Origin of the sequence: Brucella tritici (assembly GCF_008932295.1) — a bacterium.
Lineage (GTDB): Bacteria > Pseudomonadota > Alphaproteobacteria > Rhizobiales > Rhizobiaceae > Brucella > Brucella tritici.
The window spans coordinates 43,493-63,827 of the sequence record NZ_WBWA01000015.1 but is presented as its reverse complement, the minus strand read 5'-3'; the positions used below and the strand labels follow the sequence as shown (position 1 = coordinate 63,827).

Here is a 20,335-nt window from a genome sequence, read left to right as displayed (position 1 = left end):
TTATTTCAGCCGTAGGCTGCTACTGGCGGGCACGAACAAATGAGATTTCTATCGCCGCCAACGTTGTCGACACGGCTGACCGGCGGCCAGTATTTTGCCGTCGCATCGAAATCGCCATTGATCGCGCTTGCCGGGAACACGGCTTCCTCACGCGTGTAAGGATGCGTCCATTCCGTTGCCAGCGTATCGCCCGCCGTGTGCGGTGCATTGGCAAGCGGATTGTCATCCGAAGGCCAGACACCATCGGCAACCTTCTTCGCTTCGCCTGCAATGGCAATCATTGCATCGCAAAGACGATCGATTTCCGACTTTGGCTCAGACTCGGTTGGCTCAATCATCAGCGTTCCAGCGACCGGCCACGACATGGTCGGTGCATGGAAACCATAGTCGATGAGGCGCTTGGCCACGTCTTCTACGGTGATGCCTGCGCTATCCTTGAGAACACGCGTATCCACGATGCACTCATGCGCCACACGATCATGCGCGCCGGTGTAAAGGATCGGATAAGCGTCCTTCAGGCGATGCGCGATGTAGTTGGCGTTGAGGATTGCAGCCTCGGTTGCCTTCTTGAGACCCGCGCCGCCCATCATGCGGATATACATCCACGTAATGACCAGAATGGATGCACTGCCAAACGGTGCTGCGGAAACAGCGTGCTTGGAACCGAGGTCGACATGACCCGGCAGATAAGGCACCAGATGCTTGGCAACGCCAATCGGACCAACACCCGGACCGCCGCCGCCATGCGGAATGCAGAAGGTCTTGTGCAGGTTCATGTGGCAAACGTCGGCACCGATGTCACAAGGACGTGCAAGGCCAACCAGCGCATTGAGGTTCGCACCGTCGAAATAGACCTGGCCGCCATTGTCATGGACGATCTCGCAGAATGCCTTGATGCCTTCTTCGAAGACACCATAGGTCGACGGATAGGTAATCATGAACGCGGCGAGATTATCGCGATGCTTCTCGGCCTTGGCCTTGAGATCGTCGATATCGATATCGCCATCCGGGCGGCAATTGACAACGACAACGCTCATGCCTGCCATCGAAGCACTGGCCGGATTGGTGCCGTGTGCCGAAGATGGGATTAGGCAGATGTTGCGATGACCTTCGCCACGCGACTGGTGATAATGACGGATGGCCAAGAGACCAGCATATTCGCCCTGGCTGCCTGCATTTGGCTGCAACGATACACCTGCAAAGCCGGTGACTTCGCAAAGCCATGCTTCGACGTCAGATGTCATCTTCGCATAGCCTTCGGTCTGTGCCGCAGGCGCGAACGGATGCAGGTTTGCAACCGTATTCCAGCTCACCGGCATCATTTCTGCCGCCGCATTGAGCTTCATGGTGCAGGAGCCGAGCGGGATCATCGCGCGGTCAAGCGCTAGATCCTTGTCGGCCAGACGACGCAGGAAGCGCATCATCTCGGTTTCGGAACGATGCGAGTGGAACACGTCCTGCGTGAGGAAACCTTCACCGCGTCCCTTGCCGGGAACGAGAGCCGCGTCGCCTTCGACAGCCTTCGCGCCGAAAAGAACAGCCAGTGCGGCCAGATCGTCTTCGGTCGAGGTTTCATCGAAAGTCACGCCAACCGTGTCCGCATCGATGATGCGGAGCAGACGACCGCCCTTGTCGGCTTCATCGGCAATCTTCGCAGCCTTACCGGCAACTTTAATCGTCACCGTATCGAACAGGCTATCGCCTGCGATCTCGACACCAGCAGCCTTGAGGCCAGCCGCAAAGCGTGCAGCAAGACCAGCAACACGCGTTGCAATAGCCTGCAAACCAGCAGGACCGTGCCAGATCGCGAAGGATGCGGCCATATTGGCGAGCAGTGCCTGCGCGGTACAGATGTTCGAGGTCGCCTTGTCGCGACGGATATGCTGTTCGCGGGTCTGGAGCGCCAGACGATAGGCCGCGCGGCCATGCGCATCGACCGACTGACCGACGATGCGGCCCGGAATGATGCGGGTCAGAGGTTCCGACACCGCCAGATATGCGGCATGTGGACCACCGAAGCCCATCGGCACGCCGTAACGCTGCATGGAGCCTACAGCCATGTCGGCGCCCCAACTGGCTGGCGCTTCCATGATGGTCAGTGCCAACGGATCAGCAACTGCGATAACCAGTGTGCCTTTAGCCTTCGCATCGGCGATGACCTTGCCGAAATCGCCATAGACACCACGCGTATCCGGCCACGGCACGACGATGGCAGCGGTATTGTCATCGACAGTGCTGCCGGTTTCGATCTGCCAGCCAAGCGGTTCGGCGCGGGTGTTGACGACATCAATCGTCTGCGGATGCAGTTCGCCTGCAAGCAGGATACGGCTGCGCTTGTCGCGATGATGACGGCAGGCAACGCCTATAGCTTCGGCAACTGCGGTCGCTTCATCGAGAAGCGAGGCGCAGGCAACCGGCAGGCCGGTCAGTTCAGCAACCAGCGTCTGAAAGTGGAAAAGAAGCTCGAGGCGGCCCTGGCTGATTTCCGACTGGTAAGGCGTATAGGCCGTGTACCAGGCCGGATTTTCAAACAGGTTGCGCTGAATGACAGGCGGTGTTTCCACACCATGATAGCCAGCACCGATGAAGCTCTTCTTCACCACATTGCGGTCCATGATTTCGTTGAGCTCCGCAAGCGCTGCATGTTCGCTCAAAGCAGCGGGCAAATCGAGCGCGCGATTCAAACGAATAGATGCGGGAACCGCCTGGGTGATAAGGGTTTCCATGGAAGGAAGACCGAGCGCTGCAAGCATTGCGCGCTCGTCCTCCAATCTTGGCCCGATATGACGGGCAACAAAGGGAAGAACCTGCTGCGTCATTTGTTTACCCTACCAGTTTGTCGTAACCGGCCTTGTCGAGCAGGCCGGAGAGCTGGCCTTCATCGGACAGCTTCAGCTTGAAAAGCCAGCCTTCGCCTTCTGCGGCCTGATTGATAAGAGCCGGATCGCTTGCAACGGCTTCGTTGACTTCGACCACTTCGCCATCAACCGGCGCGTAAACGTCGGAAGCGGCCTTGACCGATTCCACAACCACGATGCCCTCGCCCTTGGAGGCGGTGCGACCGACTTCCGGCAGCTCGACGAAAACGAGGTCGCCCAGTTGTTCCTGTGCGTGGATCGTAATGCCGACAGTGGCGACGCCGTTTTCGACGCTGATCCACTCGTGATCTTCGGTGAACAGGATTTTGGCCATGGAAATTATCCTTTGCGATAGCGATGCGGAGTGAAGGGAAGCGCCGAAACGTCAACGGGAACCTTGTTGCCGCGAACGTCAGCGAAAACACGTGTGCCGGGGGTAGCGAGACTTGCCTCGACATAGCCCATGGCAACCGGAAATCCTGCCGATGGACCGAACCCACCGGAAGTAACAGTGCCGATCTGGCGACCGGATTCATCAAAGAGATCAGCTCCACCGCGGACCGGCTGGCGGCCTTCCGGCTTGAGGCCGACACGTTTGGCAGATGCGCCCTTGGCGATCGCGTCCAGCACGGCCTTTGCGCCGTTGAATGCAGCCTTTTCGCGCACAGGCTTGGCGATTGCCCAAATGAGGCCAGCCGAAACAGGATCGGTTTCCGGCGTTATGTCCTGACCGTGCAGGCAGAGACCGGCTTCAAGGCGCAGACTGTCGCGAGCGGCAAGACCAATCCATTCGACGCGCTCGTCGGCAAGCAGTTTCGTTGCAAGCACACGCGCTTCATCGGCTGGCAGGCCGATCTCGAAACCGTCTTCGCCGGTATAGCCCGAACGGGTCATGAACCAGCCAGTTTTGGGTTCAAAGCCGCTCATGAAAGCAAGCTCGGCACCGGCCAGACCGGCATCATTGATGATGGCTTCCGCTTCCGGGCCTTGAATGGCGAGGAATACGCGGTCGAGCGGATTGACTTTGACGTCCTTACCCGATGCGGCTTCATTCAGATGCTCGATATCGGCATCGGCATTGCCAGCGTTAGCGACGACCATGAAACGGTCTTCGCCAAGGCGCGTGACGATCAGATCGTCCAGCACACCGCCGTTATCATTGAGGAAGAAAGTGTATTTCGACTGACCTTCCTTCAACACAGTCGGGTCAAGCGGACAGGTTTCGGCAAGAAGCGCTGCTGCCTCCACGCCCGAAATTTCGATCAGCTTCATATGAGAAATATCGAAAAGGCCCGCATGTTCACGCGTATGAAGATGCTCCTTCATTACGCCCAGCGGATAGGTGATCGGCATGTTCCAGCCAGCAAAGCCGCCGAAGCGCGCGCCAGCCTGTTCATGCAGATCCTGCAAAGGCAGGGTATTCAGATGTGCGGTATCGCCCATAACAACTCCAGAGTCGCACGTGTGCCTCCGCAAAATGCGGTTGCTTCGTGCCCCTCTGTCTCAGGCCTGAGAGACTCGCATAGCAAGAATGCTATACTTACACCTTCGGCGCAGGGTTGCCCCTGACTTTCCAGAGTTGTCTTACCCGTCTGCGGTTCCTTGTACCTGAGAGATTTCGGGCGATTTCCCCTTCGGCGGCCAATTGGCGCTCTCCCGCAGACAGACAGTGCAAGAACGTCACATTATATGGCGTCCCGACACCCGACGAAACTCCCTTAACCCAATCCGGCGCGCAAGTCATGTAGAATTGTTGTCTCTAACCGACGATTTCCCGGACTTTTGCGACAAAATTTAAGGCGTACGGGAGGTTCAGATTTATACTCTATAATACATGCATATTGCGGCACAGACGAGACCGCGCATTTACCGGCAACTAAAGCCGCTGGAGGTGCGGGTCTCCACCACAATTTGTGGAGCGGTTTTCAGACCGGTGAATTTTTAAAGAAGTTTTAACCAGTTAGCTTCCGAAGCAGCCCGAATCCAGCCGATTTGCTTAACAGGGCATCAGATTGTGATCGCATAATGACCAAGCTGCGCAAAAGCCGTGCAACTGACAAGCTTTAACGCATTGCAGCTATGCAAATCTGTCTCTCCAATTCGAAATGCTTCGAGCCTATATGCTGTTTGCAACAAAGAGATAAGATTTTACTAGGTGAGAGAAATGAACCTGATCCGCTCGTACAACAACTGGCGCCGTTACCGTAACACCGTAAACGAACTGAGCCGCCTGAGCCCACGTGAACTGAACGACCTTGGCATCCTGCCTTCGGAAATCCCGTTCGTCGCACGCAAGGCCGCTGCTCGCTAATAGCGCCTCTGGAAGGCATCGGCCTTCTTCAAGGATCGCGAATCTTTATAACCGCGCGGTCCTACAGTTTCCAGAATATCACCGGGGTGTTTTCTCCTCCTCCCATTCCCTCGGTGATTCAAGACCGGATATCCTCCTCCCAAGTCCGGTCTTCCCCATAAAACACCCGTCGCCTCCTCCCGCGACGGGTGTTTTCGTTTATGAGGCGTCATTAAAGCGTGTCGCGATTTATCATATTCACACAACGCGCTTTAAGCTTTTGTTTTCGTGCATGTCCTTATCCCATCGTAGCGGGACTAGAGATCAGTCCATTGGACTGATCTCCCCGCGAAGGCGGTTTCCACTTTTGGGAGACATGCTTTAAGCCTCTTGCGAGACAGGCCTTGCCGCACCGCGCCTGTCGAACGCAACCGAGATTGCAAAGACGATCAAACCGGACAAGGCGAGCAATGCTCCGACTGTTCCTGTCGATGTCCAGCCATAGCCCCATGCGACCGCCAGACCGCCGAGCCATGCACCGAGCGCATTGGCGAGATTGAGCGCGGAATGGTTGAGGGCTGCCGCAAGCGTCTGCGCATCCGCCGCCACATCCATCAGACGCGTTTGCAATGCGGGGACGAGCGCAAAGCCACCACCGACCAGAAGCACGTTCAAGAACGCGGTCGCCGGATGCTGCATGAGAACGGGGAAAGCAAGCATAACGGCCATATCATAGAGCAGCACCAGACCAACCGTTCCCATGACAGAACGATCTGTGAGACGCGAACCAACTATATTGCCAAGCACCATACCGAGACCGAACATCGCGAAGACGAAAGGCATCCATTTCACATCGACATGCGAAACCTCGGTGACTGTCGCCGCAACATAGGTAAAGACCGAAAACAGGCCACCAGTGCCGATTGCACCAATCCCGAGCGTCAGCCAGACCTGCTTGCGACGGAACGCTCCCAGTTCGCGCAAAGGTGATGCTCCTTCGCCTGCGGGCTGTCTAGGCACATAGATCGCGACCAGCACCATGGTCAGAATTGCAATCAAGCCAACCGACCCGAACATTGCACGCCATCCGGCAATCTGGCCGAGAGAGGTCGCAAGCGGTGTCCCGCACAACGTCGCAATGGTCAGCCCCATCATGACCCGCCCTACAGCCTGAGCGCGCTTGCCCGGTTCCGCCAAGGATGCGGCGACAAGTGAAGCGACGCCGAAATAGGCTCCGTGAGGAAAACCCGCAACGAACCGCATCATGTAAAGACCGCCATAGTCCTGCATGAATGCGCTTGCGAGATTACCGAAAGCGAACAGCCCCATAAGCAGGAAGAGGAGTTTGCGGCGGTCGAGCCTTGCGCCAATCACGGCCAGCACCGGCGCGCCGATCAGAACACCAAGCGCATAAGAACTGATGAGATGGCCGCCTTGCGGAATGGTCACATTAAGATCGCGAGCGATATCGGGCAGCAGCGCCATAATCGCGAATTCACCGGTGCCTATACCGAAGCCGCCGATGGCAAGCGCCAGTTCCGCCAATCGTGCAGACGAACGCGGCGAAATTTCCGGCGATGAAGCCGAAGGTTGAATTTTGGACATGAATGGGCCTGAAGGGAATGGAGGATGTCGGACAACCCTACCACTCCTTTCAGGCAAAGGCGATACGCCTTGCTGCGGCGCTTTGACGGCTCAGCGGCAAGTGACTATCTGGCCGCAACCACCTCGATTTCGACCTTGAATTCCTCACGCGTGAAACCGGAAACGATCATCAGCGTTGAGGCTGGCGCTGGCTGGGGAAACAGCCTGTCGCGAACATCCATATAAGGACGCATGTAAACCCGATCCGTGACGTAAGCATTGATACGCACGACATCGGAGAGCTCCATGCCGCCATCGCGCAGAATACGGCGAATATTCTCGAAACAGAGTTCGGCCTGAGTGCCTGCATCTTCCGGCACGCTTGCATCGGGCGCGATACCCAGTTGGCCGGAACAGAAAATCATTTCAGCATTGGCTTTAACTTTCACGCCATGACTGTAGGCGGCAAAGGGCGCCGCCATGTCGGCGGGCAGCAGATGTTTCAAACTGTTCATAGTGATTCCTCAAGATTTCGGCGCTGCAGCCAGCATTTCTTTCAGCCGTGCGGCTCCGGCTGCAATATCAGCCTCGGTCGGATTAATACCTGCGGCCAGCAGACGGCGCGCAATCATATGGTCCGCGGGGCGGTTGATGGAATCGACAGCCACAAGCCTGTCACCGGCAAAATGGAAGATGGAGAACGCATTTTCTTCCGGGTTCCCCGAAAGGATATGCCGATCAGCATCGAAGGAAAGTCCTGCCGTCTGCAACTTCATATCGCCCTGATCGGACCAGAACCAGGCGACTTCCCGAAACGGCGTTCCGCGCCCGACAATGGTGCGCGCCACATGCTTTGCCTGATCGGTCGCGTTTTGCACCGATTCCAGCCGCACCCGGCGACCGGCATGAAAGTGATCGTAACTCACGCAGTCGCCAATGGCATAAACATGGCTGGCAGACGTACGCAGGTTCTCGTCGACAACAATGCCGTTGTCGATTGCAAGTCCCGCCGTTACCGCAAGCTCGACATTTGGCACCGCGCCAGTGCCGATCACGACCATATCCGCCGGGAATATCATGCCGTCCGCCGCTTTCACGCCGGTAACACGGTTATTTTCACCCTCGATTGCCGTGACACCGAGACCGGTCAAAAGTGTGATGTTGGCGGCGCGGCTGCGTTCTTCCACATGGGCGGAGATATGCGTTGCAACCGAACGGCCCAGCACACGAGGCGCGGCCTCGATCAGAACCGTCTTTTTGCCAAGTGCGATTGCACTATGGGCCATTTCAAGGCCAATGAAACCGCCGCCGATAATGACGACGTTCTCGACATTCGGCATTGCTGCTGCGATGCGACGTGCATCTTCCATCCGGCGCAGCGTGAAGACACCTTCAAGCTCGACGCCCGATACATTGGGAATGCGCGCGCGTGCGCCGGTTGCGAAGATCAGTTCAGACCAGTTCAACACGCGTCCATCATCAAGCGCGACTGTCTTGTCTGCAATCGATACGTTTTCGACGTGATGGCCGAACAGCATCTCGATATTATTATCGCGATAAGTTGCTTCTGGACGCAGCACCAGACCGCCGCCTTCCGGAGCTTTCAGATAGGATTTGGAGAGCGGCGGCTTATGGTAGGGAATATCGGTTTCGTCGTTGATGAGAATGATTTCGCCTGCATAGCCTTCCTGCCGAAGACTGATAGCAGCCTGCGAACCGGCATGGCCAGCCCCAATGATAATGCATCTGTCGTCCATAGGACCTCCGGAAATTTCCGCACATCATAAACGTGTCGCGGCCCGTCACGTGACCAAATAGCCACGGATTCACACCTTAATTGCACGCAATCTGAATATTTAAAACATTTAGTTTGACCGATCGGTCAGATTGTTTAGTAGGATGCATCAAATCTGGTTTGACGCGCATCTTGTTCCGAAAACCGTTTCACACTTTTCGGGATGCGCTCTAACGCCCTTGGCCCGAGCGTGTAGGAGTTGCAATCTTGAAACGATATTGGTCCGATTATACGAGCGAGGCATTCTCCCGCCTCGATCGCGAGAAGCTTGTGGCGGTTCTGCCCGTCGGCGCAATCGAACAGCACGGACCTCACCTGCCGCTGGCGGTCGATGCTGCTATTGTCGATGGTATGGTGAAGGAAACAATCGCCCGCCTGCCTGAAACAAGCCACGCGCTTTTCCTGCCGACGCAGGCCATCGGCAAGAGCAACGAGCACAGCCTTTACCCCGGCACATTGACGTTCTCGGCAGAGACGATCATACGAATGTGGTGCGAAATCGGTGGCTGCGTGGCAGCAAGCGGCGTCCGCAAAATGGCGCTTCTCAACAGCCATGGCGGCCAGATCAGTGTCATGGATATCGTCGCACGAGAGCTTCGCATTCGCCACAATATGATGGTGGTGAGCATAAACTGGTTCGGCCTTGGAATGCCGGAAGGTGTCTACAGCGACCACGACGCTAAGCATGGCATTCATGCCGGGGACATGGAAACCTCGGTGATGCTGGAAATGCATCCCGATCTTGTCGACATGTCGAAAGCACAGGATTTCCGTACACTTACGGAAACTTTTGCAAGTGATTTCAAGCATCTTTCACTGAGCGGCGGTGCAAAGCCTGCCTGGCAGATTCAGGATATCAATCCTTATGGCGCCGCTGGCGACGCAACGCTCGCGACTGCCGAAAAAGGTCGAGCGACCATCGATTTTGCCGCTGAGCGTTTGGTCGAGGTGCTGGCGGAGATCGAACGAGCGCCGCTTTCCTGGCTCGACAATCAACCAGCCTGGTAAGGATAATGAGCGTGTCCCCCAACTCGCAAGCTCCGTCCTCTCTGATCGAGATTGACGGCGTCTACAAGCAATATGGCACCGGCGTGATGGCTGTGAGCGACATGTCGCTCAAGATCGAGCAAGGCCAGTTCGTCAGCTTTCTTGGCCCCTCGGGCTGCGGCAAGAGCACTGCGCTGCGCATGATCGCCGGTTTGGAATCGATTTCCGCCGGTGATATCCGCGTTAACGGCCACGCTCCCGGCAAGGGACCTATCGGCGCTCAGGATATAGGCTTCGTTTTTCAGGAGCCGACGCTGATGCCTTGGGCCAGCGTCTTCGACAATGTCTATCTGCCGCTGCGTCTCACTGGTATTTCCCGCAAGGAAGCGACCCCGCGCGTTGAAGAAGCTCTGGCACAAGTTGGCCTGTCACGCTTTGCCAAGGCTTTTCCGCGAGAGCTCTCAGGCGGCATGAAAATGCGCGTTTCCATCGCCCGCGCGCTGGTTACACGTCCGCGTCTTCTCTTGATGGATGAACCTTTTGCAGCGCTCGATGAAATGACGCGCTTCAAGCTCAACAATGACGTGCTGCGTCTTTGGCAGGAACACGGCCTGACGGTTATCTTCGTTACCCACAGCGTTTACGAGTCGGTCTATCTGTCCAACCGCGTTATCGTCATGGCGGCAAGGCCGGGCCGCGTGGTTGCCGATATACCGATCATCGGCTCCTACCCCCGCTCTGAAAATTACCGCACGACAGATGCATATGCGAAATATTGCGCCAAGGTTTCCGATGCGCTGACCGCGACGCTTTCCTCTGAAGATATTGATCACTGAGGACATGCAAATGAACCAGATGCAAAACGAACTGCCCGTTCTCAATTCCGAACAGGATCGCCTAGCCCGACGTGATCGCACCTTGCGCATTGTCATGCCGACAATGGCAATCATCATCGCGCTCGGCATATGGGAGGGTCTCGTCCGTTATTATCAGGTGCCGCATTACCTGATCCCTGCCCCCTCCCTGGTCGCGGAAACGCTCTACAAGGATGGTCCGTCCCTGATGGCCTCCATGTGGTTCACGGTCAAGCTGACGCTGATCTCACTGGCCTGCGCCATTATTGGCGGCGTTCTGCTCGGCATGATCTTCGCCCTGTCGCGCCCGATTGAAATGGCGTTCTTTCCCTTTGCCGTTATCCTTCAGGTCACACCGGTCATCGCTATCGCACCGCTCATCCTTATCTATGTGCGCGATACATTTTCAGCCTTGTTGATCTGCGCCTGGATCGTGGCGTTCTTCCCGATCCTTTCCAACACGGTGATTGGATTGCGCAGCGCCGACCATAATCTGCGCGATCTGTTCAAACTCTACCGCGCTTCTCCATGGCAGCGCTTGCGCTATCTGCTAGCGCCGAGCGCATTGCCCTATTTCATGGCCGCACTGAAAATCGCCGGTGGCCTGTCACTGATCGGTGCAGTTGTGGCTGAGTTCGTTGCCGGTACGGCAGGCCAAAGCACAGGTCTTGCCTCGCGTATTCTGGAATCGAGCTTCCGCAACGAAATTCCGCGCATGTTTGCCGCGCTTTTCCTCGTTTCGCTGCTCGGCATCGTGATTTTCCTTATCACAAGCTGGCTGTCGCGCCTCGTCCTCGGGCGTTGGCATGAAAGCGAAATCCGTCGTGAGCGCTAAAATGCTGGCTGGCGTCGCCATAGCCGGACTTTCCGGGCACTACGACATCAAGATCGGCGGTGATCGCATCGCCTCGCTTTTGCCGTCGCAAGTTGTGGGTGGCGGACTTGTCACTCCACTTTTCGCGGATGTCCACGTCCATCTCGACAAGACGTTCACGATCCAGCGCATTGCGGAAAACGGCAGCGCCAGAGTGGATTGCCTGTTCGACGCCATAGACCTGATGAGCACGGACCGGAGGAACTGGAGCGCGGAAGATATCCGTATCCGCGCTAGCAAAGGCCTTGAAGCAGCGTTCGAACAAGGCGTCGGCGCAATGCGTAGCCATGTGGACTGGACGACGCCGGAAGTTCCCGTTGCATGGCCTGTTCTGAACGAACTGCGCCACGAATGGGAAGACCGGATCGACCTTCAGCTGGCGGCACTTGTCCACGGTGATCTGGTGCTTGATGCAGGCTCGCAAATCGCGACCCGTGTCGCAAAAGACAGCGGCGTGTTCGGCGCGTTCTTCTATCGCAACGCCGATCTTGAAGCCAAAATTGAAGAAATGTTCCGCCTCGCCGTGCAGCATGATCTCAACCTCGACTTCCATGTCGATGAAGGTCTGGATGTCGAAGCAAACGGGTTTTCGCTGATCGTATCGGCGACCAAACTCCATGACATGGCTGGCCGGGTGCTATGCGGCCATGCCTGCTCGCTATCATTGCGCATGCCGGACGAACTGCAGCACATCCTAGGCGCTGCCGCAGATGCAGGCACGGCACTCGTTTCGCTGCCCACGACAAACCTCTATCTGCAAGATCGGATCGGCGGGAAGTCTCCGCGCCTGCGCGGTGTTGCCCCGCTTAAGGAAGCGCGCGCAGCGGGAATGAATGTCATGCTCGGTTCCGACAATGTCCGCGATGCATTCTATCCTTACGGCGATTATGATCCGCTTGCCATACTCCGCCTTGCCGCGCCGGTCTGCCACGTCGAGCCGCAGGACTGGCTCGACAGCATCACCACCCTGCCCGCCCGCCTTATTGGCAGCGAAAACGTGCAGCAACCGCAGGCAGGTGGCGTGGCCAGTTTTGTCTGGCACGATGCAGTAGACCTGAACGATCTCATCAGCCGCCCGCAGGCCCGCCGCGTCGTCTGGCGCGATGGCGTTGCCACAACTCAAATCAACGGGAGAGCCACATGAATTCTGCCGCTCCACAGCGCATCTACGACTGGGCCGCATTCCGCGCCGAAATCGACGGAATTCGCACATACGACGACCCAAAGCAGGTCGAACTGCGCTCGCGCGATTACTTCTGGTACAGCCCGATCCTGACCGAAGATATCGGCCACTATGTCGGTGACCTCGTCGTTATTCCGAAGGATCAGGACGAAGTGCGCCGCGTGGCGGCAGCAGCTGCGAAACTGCGCATTCCGATCACGGTTCGCGGCGGCGGCACCGGCAATTACGGCCAGTGCGTGCCCCTTGAAGGCGGTGTCATTCTCGACATGACCAAGATCGACCGCATCATCGCCATCGAGCCGGGCAAGGTGCGCGTTGAAGGCGGGGCACGCATTTCGCGTCTTGACGATGCCGTGCGCGAAACCGGTCAGGAACTGTTGATGTATCCGTCGACCCGCCGCATCGCCACGATTGGCGGCTTTTTCTCAGGCGGTTCAGGCGGCATCGGCTCACTGCGTCACGGCATGTTGCGCGACGATGGCAATGTCTATTCGGTCAAGGTTCTGACTGTCGAACCGGAGCCGAAAATTATCGAATTGAGCGGACGCGACATTCATAAAGTCCAGCATGCCTATGGCACCAACGGCATCATTCTGGAGTTGGAAATCGGTCTTACCAAGGCGACCGACTGGATACATACTGCTGCCTTGTTCGATAGTTACGAGGCAACGCTCAACTTCTGCCTCAAGGCACTGGAAGACAATCTTGACTGCTATCTTCTGACCACAGTTGATCGCCGTTTTGCACGCTTTTACACCAAGTTCGGCGATCTGTTCCCATCCGACAAGGATGCGGTTTTTGCCATGATTGCCCCGGAAGAAATGGCTCGTTTCGAAGCGCTCGCCACTGAATTTGGCGGCAAGATTTCCTTCGCCATGACACTGGATGAATTGCACAAGAATGGTTTGCAGCCTGCTTATGAGTGCGGCTGGAACCACACAACCTTGCAGGCGCTGAAAGCCGAGGAAGGCTGGACCTATCTGCAGGTCGCCTATCCGCGTCCGTTTGACGTCGATGTAGTGACACGCCAGATCGAGCGCTACGGCGAAACACAATATATGCATCATGAAATGGCGCGCCTTGAAGGAGAAGTGCAGATTTTCGCGCTTCCGCTTGTCCGCTTTGAAGGCCGTGACGAGATGTACCGCCTGATCAAGGAACTGGAGCAGGTTGACGGCTGCGACATCTACGATCCGCATGCCTACACCATCGAGGATGGCGGCATGAAAGAGATCGACAGCGTCCAGATCGAATTCAAAAAACTGGCCGACCCGTACGGCCTGCTCAATCCGGGCAAAACGCGCGGCTGGACCGCCGACATGGCTTTGACTGATTAAAACAAGGGGAACCAATATGAAAAAGACACTGGTTGCGGCGCTGGCCGCACTTTCCATGGGCCTTTCCGCACAGATGGCCTATGCGCTTGACAAGGTGACACTCGGCACCAACTGGCTCGCACAAGCCGGTCACGGCGGCTTTTATCAGGCCCTTGCCGATGGCACCTATGAGAAATACGGCCTCGACGTGCAAATCGAAATGGGCGGACCGCAGGTCAACAATCGCCCGATGCTTGCCGCAGGCCGTCTCGACTTCCTGCTGACCGGAAATCTGCTTCTGTCGTTCAACAACGTCGCTAACGGCGTACCAACGACGGTTGTTGCCGCGTTTTACCAGAAAGACCCGCAGGCATTGATGGCACATGAAGGTGCGTACAAGGATTTCAAGGATCTGACCAATGCCGAAACGATCCTGATTTCGAAGGACGGCCAGTTCTCATTCTGGCCATGGCTCGTCAAGGACTTTGGCTTCAAGGACGAACAGCTGCGCCCTTATGGCTATAGCCTCGCCCAGTTCCTCAATGACAAGAAAGTCGTGCAGCAGGCCTATGCGACCGCTGAGCCGATCTATGCCGAAAAAGAAGGCGCGAAGGTTACGACCTATCTCCTCGCCGACTACGGCTACAGCACCTACGGCAACACGATCGAAACCCGTCAGGATCTGATCGAAAAGAACCCCGACCTGGTACAGCGCTTCGTCAGTGCTTCCATCGAGGGCTGGACCAATTTCCTCTATGGCGACCGCAGCAAAGCCTATGAACTGATCCTGAAAGATAATCCGGACATGAGCAAGGAAACGCTCGATGCGGAACTGGAGCGGATCAAGAACCTTCAGCTCATCGATAGCGGCGACACGCTTGAAAAGGGAATTGGCGCAATCTCGATGGATCGCGTCAAGGCGTTCTACGAACTCGCCCGTAAGGCAGGGATTGTCAGCGGCGACGAACTCGACATGAGCAAGGTCGCGACCGATGCCTTCGTAAACAAGGGCGTGGGACTCGACATCAAGAAGAAGCTGGGCCAATAACCCCACCTCAATCGCGGCAGGTATGGATGAGCAACGGCGACGAGAATGGTCACACCGAACTGACCGGACGGGACAAGGTTCTCGGACGCAGGCGGCGCATTCTCGGCGCAATACGGGCTGCTGCGATTGACGAATTTGCCGAAAAAGGTCTTGCGGGGGCATCCACGCAAGGCATTGCGCATCGCGCCGGTCTCACCAAGCCTCAACTGCACTACTATATTTCGAGCAAGGAAGAGCTTTACGAGGATATCATCGTCTATATTCTCGACGAGTGGGAAGAGATATTCCTCGGCGCCAATACTGAGGATGATCCTGCCAAAGTGATCCGGCAATATATCCGTGCTAAGCTCGAGTATAGTCAGAAGAATCCCAAGGCTTCACGCCTTTTCACCACCGAAATTGCCAATGGCGCTCCATATCTGAGCCGCCATTGGAAAAAACATGTCTCTGCCACCCATAATGCGGTGAAACTTATCCAGTCATGGGTGGATGACGGCCGCATCAAGCCTGTCGATCCCCTACTGTTTCAAATGCATATATGGGCTGTTACCCAGCATTATGCCGACTTTGAAGCACAGGTCCGCAGCATGATGGAACTCGACAAGGACGAACCGCTCGACATTGAACGGATCGAGAAGGAAGTTTCGGCGCTGTTTCTGCGGGCCTGCGGGCTGGAATAAACTGCGTACTGAAACCTCGTATCAACGTAGCCCTTCAAGTTCCGCAATGCGGGCCGCGCTGTCCTTTTCCAGCATTCTGGTCATTTCGCGAATGACCGTTTCTGCCAGTACAAAGAGTGCTGCCGACGAATCCCAGGCTGACGGCACGGCTGTACGTCCTGCCAGAACATGCCGCGCCACGCGTGCAATCGGCGAAAGCCACTGGTCGGTCACAAGGATGACTTCTACCCCTCGCGCCCGCGCCTTCTCAGAGAGCTTCAGAAGGCTGTCCTGATAACGACGAATATCGAAAACCACCAGAACGTCGCGCTTCCCCATATCGAGAAGACGGTCACGCCACACGCTCTCCTGTCCGCCCAAATGAAAGACGTGCGGACGAATGACAGTCATATGCGCCGCCATATACTGCGCAATGGGATCGGTGAAGCGTCCACCAATGAGATAGACATTTCCTCTCCCGTCGCTCAAAGCGGACACGGCCTGGCGCAGTTGCTTTTCACCGAGGTGCCGAAAGCTTTCACGGATATTCTCCAGCGTGTGCTCCACAGCCGGATAGGCTGTGTCTGGCCCTGTTCCCGGCTGTTCGTTCCGATGGTGCGGCGATTGCAACTGGGCTGCGAGCTCATCCTGTAATCGCGCCTGAAAATCAGGATAGCTTTGAAACCCGAGCCTGTTGACAAAGCGCAAGATCGTAGGGGAGCTGACACCGGCCAAAGCAGAAAACTCCGCGACGGTTTTTAGCCCCAGCATCGGGTAGTTGGCGATCAGCGTCTGTGCGGCACTGCGCTCGCCTGCCGGCATTGTATCGATCCGCTCATTGATCAGCTCCGCAACGCTTGCATGCACCGGCACAGCACTTTCCGTTCCTGAACGCCCTTTTTGAATTTGGGCGAAATTGTGTTTGACAAATAATCATAGGACGTATCAAATAATCCGCAATAGCGCATAATTGGAAAAAACGTAACATAAGTTACAGCGCGGGGAACAAACAGAATGACGGACGAGCGAGAACATCGCACGGCTTCGTGCGAGCCTGTTTCTGTCTTCAACAAGGATGGGGAAAGTCCCTATCTTCTTGTCTGCGAGCACGCATCCAATTTCATTCCCGAGACTTTCGACGGGCTCGGACTGAACGCCGATGCATTGCAGGCTCATATCGCCTGGGACCCCGGCGCGGTGGAAGTCGCAAGACATCTCGCTACGTCTCTTAATGCGCCTCTCGTCGAAAGCCAGCTTTCGCGACTGTTGATCGATTGCAATCGTCCACTCGACGCTCACGACCTCATTCCGGAAATCAGCGAGACGACCGTGGTCCCCGGAAATCACGCGCTCAATTCCATGGAACATTTGGCGCGTATCGATCTTTCGCATCGTCCATTCCACACTACTGTCGAACACGTAATTGCAGATCGTGCGCGACGAGGACTGTCATCCTGGATCGTGACGATCCATTCCTTCACGCCCGTCTATCGCGACATCCCCCGCCCCTGGCAAATCGGTATCATACACGATGAAGATGACCGGATTGGCAAACCGCTGATTGCCGCGCTGCAGAAAGACTTAAACCTCAATGTCGGTGTCAACGAGCCCTATTCGCCGGCGGACCGCGTCTATTACACGCTGGAGCGGCACGCCCGCCCGCGCAATGCGCCCTGCGTGATGATCGAACTTCGCAACAATGAGATTGCCGATGGTCCGGCGCAGGCCGACTGGGCCGAAAAACTCGCAACGATATTGAAGGACATTGCGAAAGCAATTGGCCCCCACAACACGGAACAGAAAGCCTGAAGGAGCGGAAAATGCCGAAGCCGATCAGACTGTTCGTCAAATATGTTGATGCAGTGAATTACTACGTCGGGCGCTTTGCGATGTATCTCTTCTTCGTGCTCGGTGCCTGCCTTCTATATTCGACTTTTTCACGCGTGGTTCTCGGCGTGCCGGTCAACTGGGTCTTGGAAATGTCCCAGTTTTTGCTCTCTGCCTATTATCTGCTCGGCGGCGCCTACGCCATGCAGCAAGGCGCGCATGTACGTATGGACCTGTTCTTCGACCGTCTTTCACCGCGCAGGAAAATGATCACCGACATGATCACCATCCTGTTCATCATCTTCTATCTCGGTGTGATGGTCGCCGGCGGCATTTCATCGACCAACTACGCCATCGTTTACAACCAGAAAAACTATACTGCCTGGGCTCCGCTTCTATGGCCGATCAAGCTCATCATGACCGTCGGTATTTTGCTGCTGCTACTGCAATGCGTCTCCAATTTCTTCAAGGACTGGGCCTCCCTGCGTGGAAAGCCAATCAGCACCATTGCGGGTCCCACCATTGAGGAAGGGCATCACATATGAGTTCGGAATTCATAACGCTCTTCATGTTTGCAACCATGATGGTGCTGCTCATGACCGGGCAGCGCGTATTCGGCGTGATCGGTTTTGTCGGCTCGCTCGCCGCGCTCCTGCTTTGGGGCAAAGGCTCGTTCGAGATGCCGTACAATGCCACCTTTGCGGTGTTGAACTGGTATCCGCTTATCACAGTGCCGTTCTTTGTCTTCATGGGTTACATGCTCTCGGAATCGGGGATTGCCAGCAATCTCTACCGCATGTTCCACGTGTGGTTCGGCGGCATTCGCGGCGGTCTGGCACTGGGCACGATCGGCCTGATGGTCATCATTTCCTGCATGAACGGCCTGAGTGTTGCGGGCATGGCCATTGGCGCGACCGTAGCTCTGCCGGAGCTTCTCAAGCGTGGCTACAACAAGGTTATGGTAACGGGCGTCATTCAGGCTGGCAGCTCGCTCGGCATTCTCATTCCGCCAAGCGTGGTGCTGGTTCTCTACGCAATGATTGCCCGGCAGCCGGTTCTGCAGCTCTGGCTCGCAGGGATTGGTCCCGGCCTTCTCATGGCCGCGCTCTTTGCGATCTATATCTACATACGCTGCCGCATCCAGCCCGAACTCGGACCGACTTTGCCGCAGGAAGAACTGGACAGGATCACATGGCACGACCGTTTTGTCGCGCTACGCGCGGGCATTCTTCCGCTCGTGGTTTTCGGCGCAATGATGGGATTGTTCCTCACAGGCGTTACCAGCCTTGTGGAAAGCTCCGCCGTCGGCGCGTTGCTCGCGACACTTGCCGCGCTTTTCACCGGACGCCTCAACAAGATTGTCTGGGAAACCACGACACGGAACAGTCTCACCGTCACCTGCATGTTCCTCTGGATCATTCTGGCCGCACTCTGCTTCTCTTCCGTCTATGATGGTCTCGGAGCGGTGAAAGCGATCGAAAGCGTATTGCTCCATACCTTCGATCTGTCGCCGTGGACAATCCTGATATTGATGCTGTTTTCGTTCATCATACTGGGCATGTTCCTTGATGACACGGCAATGCTGGTCATCGTGGCGCCGCTTTACATACCGCTGGTCAAGAGCCTCGGCTTTAACGCCATCTGGTTCGGCGTGCTCTACACGATCACCTGCCAAATCGCATATATCACGCCGCCTTTCGGATACAATCTGTTCATGATGCGGGCCTTGGCGCCGAAGGAAGTCACATTGATAGACATCTATCGTTCAATCGTGCCGTTCTTCTTCCTCATGGTGTTGACCATCATTATCCTGATGATCTTTCCGCAGATCGCGATGTGGTTGCCCAACTGGTACACAGGACGATGACGATAATTACGGGAGAATACGCATAAGCCGGTGACAAGAGCCCGAAGGGCCAGACCGGGACAAATAAAGGGTGAACTCAAACAAGAGTGGGAGAATGGGCATGAGTGAGAATAGCAAGCTTAACAAACGCGATTTTCTCAAGAAAGCCGGGCTGACGACCGTTGGCGCGCTGGGTGCAAGTACACTTGCAACGCCGTATGTCAGGGCACAAAGCCCGATCAAATGGCGGCTCCAGACCTATGCGGGTCCGGCACTTGCAGAGCACGTCATCAAGCCGTCTATCGACGCCTTCAACAAGGCTGCCAATGGCGACATGGTGATCGAACTTTATACTGCCGACCAACTCGTGCCGCAGGGTGAGTTGTTCCGTGCCGTTCAGTCCGGCACAATCGACGCCGCGCAAAGCGACGACGACTCCATGGCGTCTCCAGTCGATGTCGCAGTGTTCGGGGCTTACTTCCCCTTCGCATCACGCTACAGCCTCGATGTGCCCGCCCTGTTCAACTGGTATGGGCTCAATGAAATCTGGGAAGAAGCCTATAAGGAGATTCCAGGAGTTACATGGCTTAGCGCCGGTTCCTGGGACCCCTGCAACTTCGTGACCACCAAACCGATCCGCAGCGTCGCGGACCTGCAAGGACTTCGCGTCTTCACTTTCCCGACCGGCGGTCGCTTCCTGACCAAATTCGGCGTCGTGCCCGTCACGCTGCCATGGGAAGATATTGAAGTTGCCATCCAGACGGGCGAACTCGACGGCGTTGCATGGTGTGGTGCGACCGAGGCCTATACGGTCGGCTGGGCCGACATCAACAAGTACTATCTGACCAACAACATCAACGGTGCATGGGCTGGTTCCTATTTCGCGAATACGGAGAAATGGGAAGCCGTGCCGGATCACCTGAAGACCCTGTTCAAGCTGGCGATGGATTCATCGCACTATTACCGCCAGCACTGGTACTGGTGGGGCGAGGCTCATTATCGCACCACTGGCGGGAAGCTGGAACTGACGACTATTCCGGAATCGGAATGGAAGCAGATCGAAGATGCTGCACAGGAATTCTGGGACGACATCGCACAGAAGAGCGAACGCAACGCCAAAGTCGTCGCGATCCTGAAAAAATATCAAGAAACCATGCGAGGTGCGGGTGCGCCTTACCGCTACGCATGAGAATTTTGGACGCGGCACACTGTGC

General features: G+C 56.3%; 19 protein-coding genes and 1 riboswitch. Of the genes, 12 read left to right on the top strand and 7 right to left on the bottom strand.

All coding sequences use genetic code 11. From position 1 onward, the window contains the following. Positions 1-5: 5 nt before the first annotated feature. Genes gcvP through gcvT form a run of 3 tightly spaced genes read right to left on the bottom strand, consistent with a single transcriptional unit; the run spans position 6 to position 4,301 of the window. Positions 6-2,819: an aminomethyl-transferring glycine dehydrogenase gene (gene gcvP / locus F9K91_RS15755; protein ID WP_151651004.1), complete on the bottom strand. Its 2,814-nt coding sequence runs from the start codon at positions 2,817-2,819 to the stop codon at positions 6-8. A gap of 4 nt (positions 2,820-2,823) precedes the next feature. Further along, on the bottom strand, positions 2,824-3,192 hold the full coding sequence (gcvH, locus tag F9K91_RS15750) for a glycine cleavage system protein GcvH (RefSeq protein ID WP_151651003.1): 369 nt from the start codon (positions 3,190-3,192) through the stop codon (positions 2,824-2,826). A gap of 5 nt (positions 3,193-3,197) precedes the next feature. Further along, entirely contained in the window at positions 3,198-4,301 is a 1,104-nt protein-coding gene (gene gcvT, locus F9K91_RS15745) for a glycine cleavage system aminomethyltransferase GcvT (RefSeq protein WP_151678164.1), read from the bottom strand. A gap of 142 nt (positions 4,302-4,443) precedes the next feature. After that, positions 4,444-4,527, bottom strand: a riboswitch (glycine riboswitch). A 495-nt stretch (positions 4,528-5,022) separates the two neighbouring features. On the opposite strand from gcvT, the gene F9K91_RS15740 reads away from it, so the two are divergent. Next, on the top strand, positions 5,023-5,169 hold the full coding sequence (locus F9K91_RS15740; protein ID WP_002965914.1) for a DUF1127 domain-containing protein: 147 nt from the start codon (positions 5,023-5,025) through the stop codon (positions 5,167-5,169). Positions 5,170-5,529: 360 nt separating this feature from the next. On the opposite strand, the gene F9K91_RS15735 is transcribed toward F9K91_RS15740, so the two are convergent. The 3 genes from F9K91_RS15735 to F9K91_RS15725 all read right to left on the bottom strand — a co-directional run bounded on the left by F9K91_RS15735 (position 5,530) and on the right by F9K91_RS15725 (position 8,489). Beyond that, positions 5,530-6,753 carry an MFS transporter gene (locus F9K91_RS15735; RefSeq protein ID WP_151678163.1) on the bottom strand — a complete coding sequence of 408 codons (1,224 nt, stop codon included), beginning with the start codon at positions 6,751-6,753 and terminating at the stop codon, positions 5,530-5,532. 104 nt (positions 6,754-6,857) lie between these two features. Next, entirely contained in the window at positions 6,858-7,247 is a 390-nt protein-coding gene (locus F9K91_RS15730) for a RidA family protein (protein ID WP_151554480.1), read from the bottom strand. Between the two features lie 9 nt (positions 7,248-7,256). Next, positions 7,257-8,489, bottom strand: coding sequence for an NAD(P)/FAD-dependent oxidoreductase (locus tag F9K91_RS15725; RefSeq protein ID WP_151678162.1), 1,233 nt, complete (start codon positions 8,487-8,489; stop codon positions 7,257-7,259). 245 nt (positions 8,490-8,734) lie between these two features. On the opposite strand from F9K91_RS15725, the gene F9K91_RS15720 reads away from it, so the two are divergent. From F9K91_RS15720 to F9K91_RS15690, 7 genes are read left to right on the top strand one after another with little or no spacing between them, the layout of a single operon-like run. Continuing rightward, complete coding sequence (locus tag F9K91_RS15720) at positions 8,735-9,535, top strand: creatininase family protein (RefSeq protein WP_151678161.1); 801 nt, start codon at positions 8,735-8,737, stop codon at positions 9,533-9,535. A gap of 5 nt (positions 9,536-9,540) precedes the next feature. Then, complete coding sequence (locus tag F9K91_RS15715; protein WP_151678160.1) at positions 9,541-10,350, top strand: ABC transporter ATP-binding protein; 810 nt, start codon at positions 9,541-9,543, stop codon at positions 10,348-10,350. A gap of 10 nt (positions 10,351-10,360) precedes the next feature. Then, positions 10,361-11,203, top strand: a complete 843-nt coding sequence (locus F9K91_RS15710; RefSeq protein ID WP_192799196.1) for an ABC transporter permease — start codon at positions 10,361-10,363, stop codon at positions 11,201-11,203. Then, positions 11,175-12,386 (top strand): amidohydrolase family protein, encoded by a 1,212-nt coding sequence (locus tag F9K91_RS15705; RefSeq protein ID WP_235913084.1) that lies wholly within the window; start codon positions 11,175-11,177, stop codon positions 12,384-12,386. The genes F9K91_RS15710 and F9K91_RS15705 overlap by 29 nt, the downstream gene beginning before the upstream one ends. After that, positions 12,383-13,762, top strand: coding sequence for an FAD-binding oxidoreductase (locus F9K91_RS15700; RefSeq protein ID WP_151678159.1), 1,380 nt, complete (start codon positions 12,383-12,385; stop codon positions 13,760-13,762). Before F9K91_RS15705 ends, F9K91_RS15700 begins: the two co-directional genes overlap by 4 nt. Positions 13,763-13,778: 16 nt before the next feature. Beyond that, complete coding sequence (locus F9K91_RS15695) at positions 13,779-14,789, top strand: ABC transporter substrate-binding protein (RefSeq protein WP_151678158.1); 1,011 nt, start codon at positions 13,779-13,781, stop codon at positions 14,787-14,789. 26 nt (positions 14,790-14,815) lie between these two features. Then, positions 14,816-15,469: a TetR family transcriptional regulator C-terminal domain-containing protein gene (locus F9K91_RS15690; protein ID WP_151554474.1), complete on the top strand. Its 654-nt coding sequence runs from the start codon at positions 14,816-14,818 to the stop codon at positions 15,467-15,469. 21 nt (positions 15,470-15,490) lie between these two features. On the opposite strand, the gene F9K91_RS15685 is transcribed toward F9K91_RS15690, so the two are convergent. Beyond that, positions 15,491-16,270, bottom strand: a complete 780-nt coding sequence (locus F9K91_RS15685; RefSeq protein ID WP_235913094.1) for a MurR/RpiR family transcriptional regulator — start codon at positions 16,268-16,270, stop codon at positions 15,491-15,493. Between the two features lie 192 nt (positions 16,271-16,462). Between F9K91_RS15685 and F9K91_RS15680 the strand changes: the two genes are divergently transcribed. The 4 genes from F9K91_RS15680 to F9K91_RS15665 all read left to right on the top strand — a co-directional run bounded on the left by F9K91_RS15680 (position 16,463) and on the right by F9K91_RS15665 (position 20,310). Continuing rightward, complete coding sequence (locus F9K91_RS15680; protein ID WP_151554473.1) at positions 16,463-17,257, top strand: N-formylglutamate amidohydrolase; 795 nt, start codon at positions 16,463-16,465, stop codon at positions 17,255-17,257. A gap of 11 nt (positions 17,258-17,268) precedes the next feature. Next, positions 17,269-17,820: a TRAP transporter small permease subunit gene (locus F9K91_RS15675; protein WP_151554472.1), complete on the top strand. Its 552-nt coding sequence runs from the start codon at positions 17,269-17,271 to the stop codon at positions 17,818-17,820. Next, the gene (locus tag F9K91_RS15670; RefSeq protein WP_151554471.1) at positions 17,817-19,142 is read left to right on the top strand and encodes a TRAP transporter large permease; all 1,326 of its coding nucleotides are present in this window, start codon (positions 17,817-17,819) and stop codon (positions 19,140-19,142) included. The genes F9K91_RS15675 and F9K91_RS15670 overlap by 4 nt, the downstream gene beginning before the upstream one ends. Before the next feature lie 100 nt (positions 19,143-19,242). Then, the gene (locus F9K91_RS15665) at positions 19,243-20,310 is read left to right on the top strand and encodes a TRAP transporter substrate-binding protein (RefSeq protein WP_061346993.1); all 1,068 of its coding nucleotides are present in this window, start codon (positions 19,243-19,245) and stop codon (positions 20,308-20,310) included. Positions 20,311-20,335: the final 25 nt, after the last annotated feature.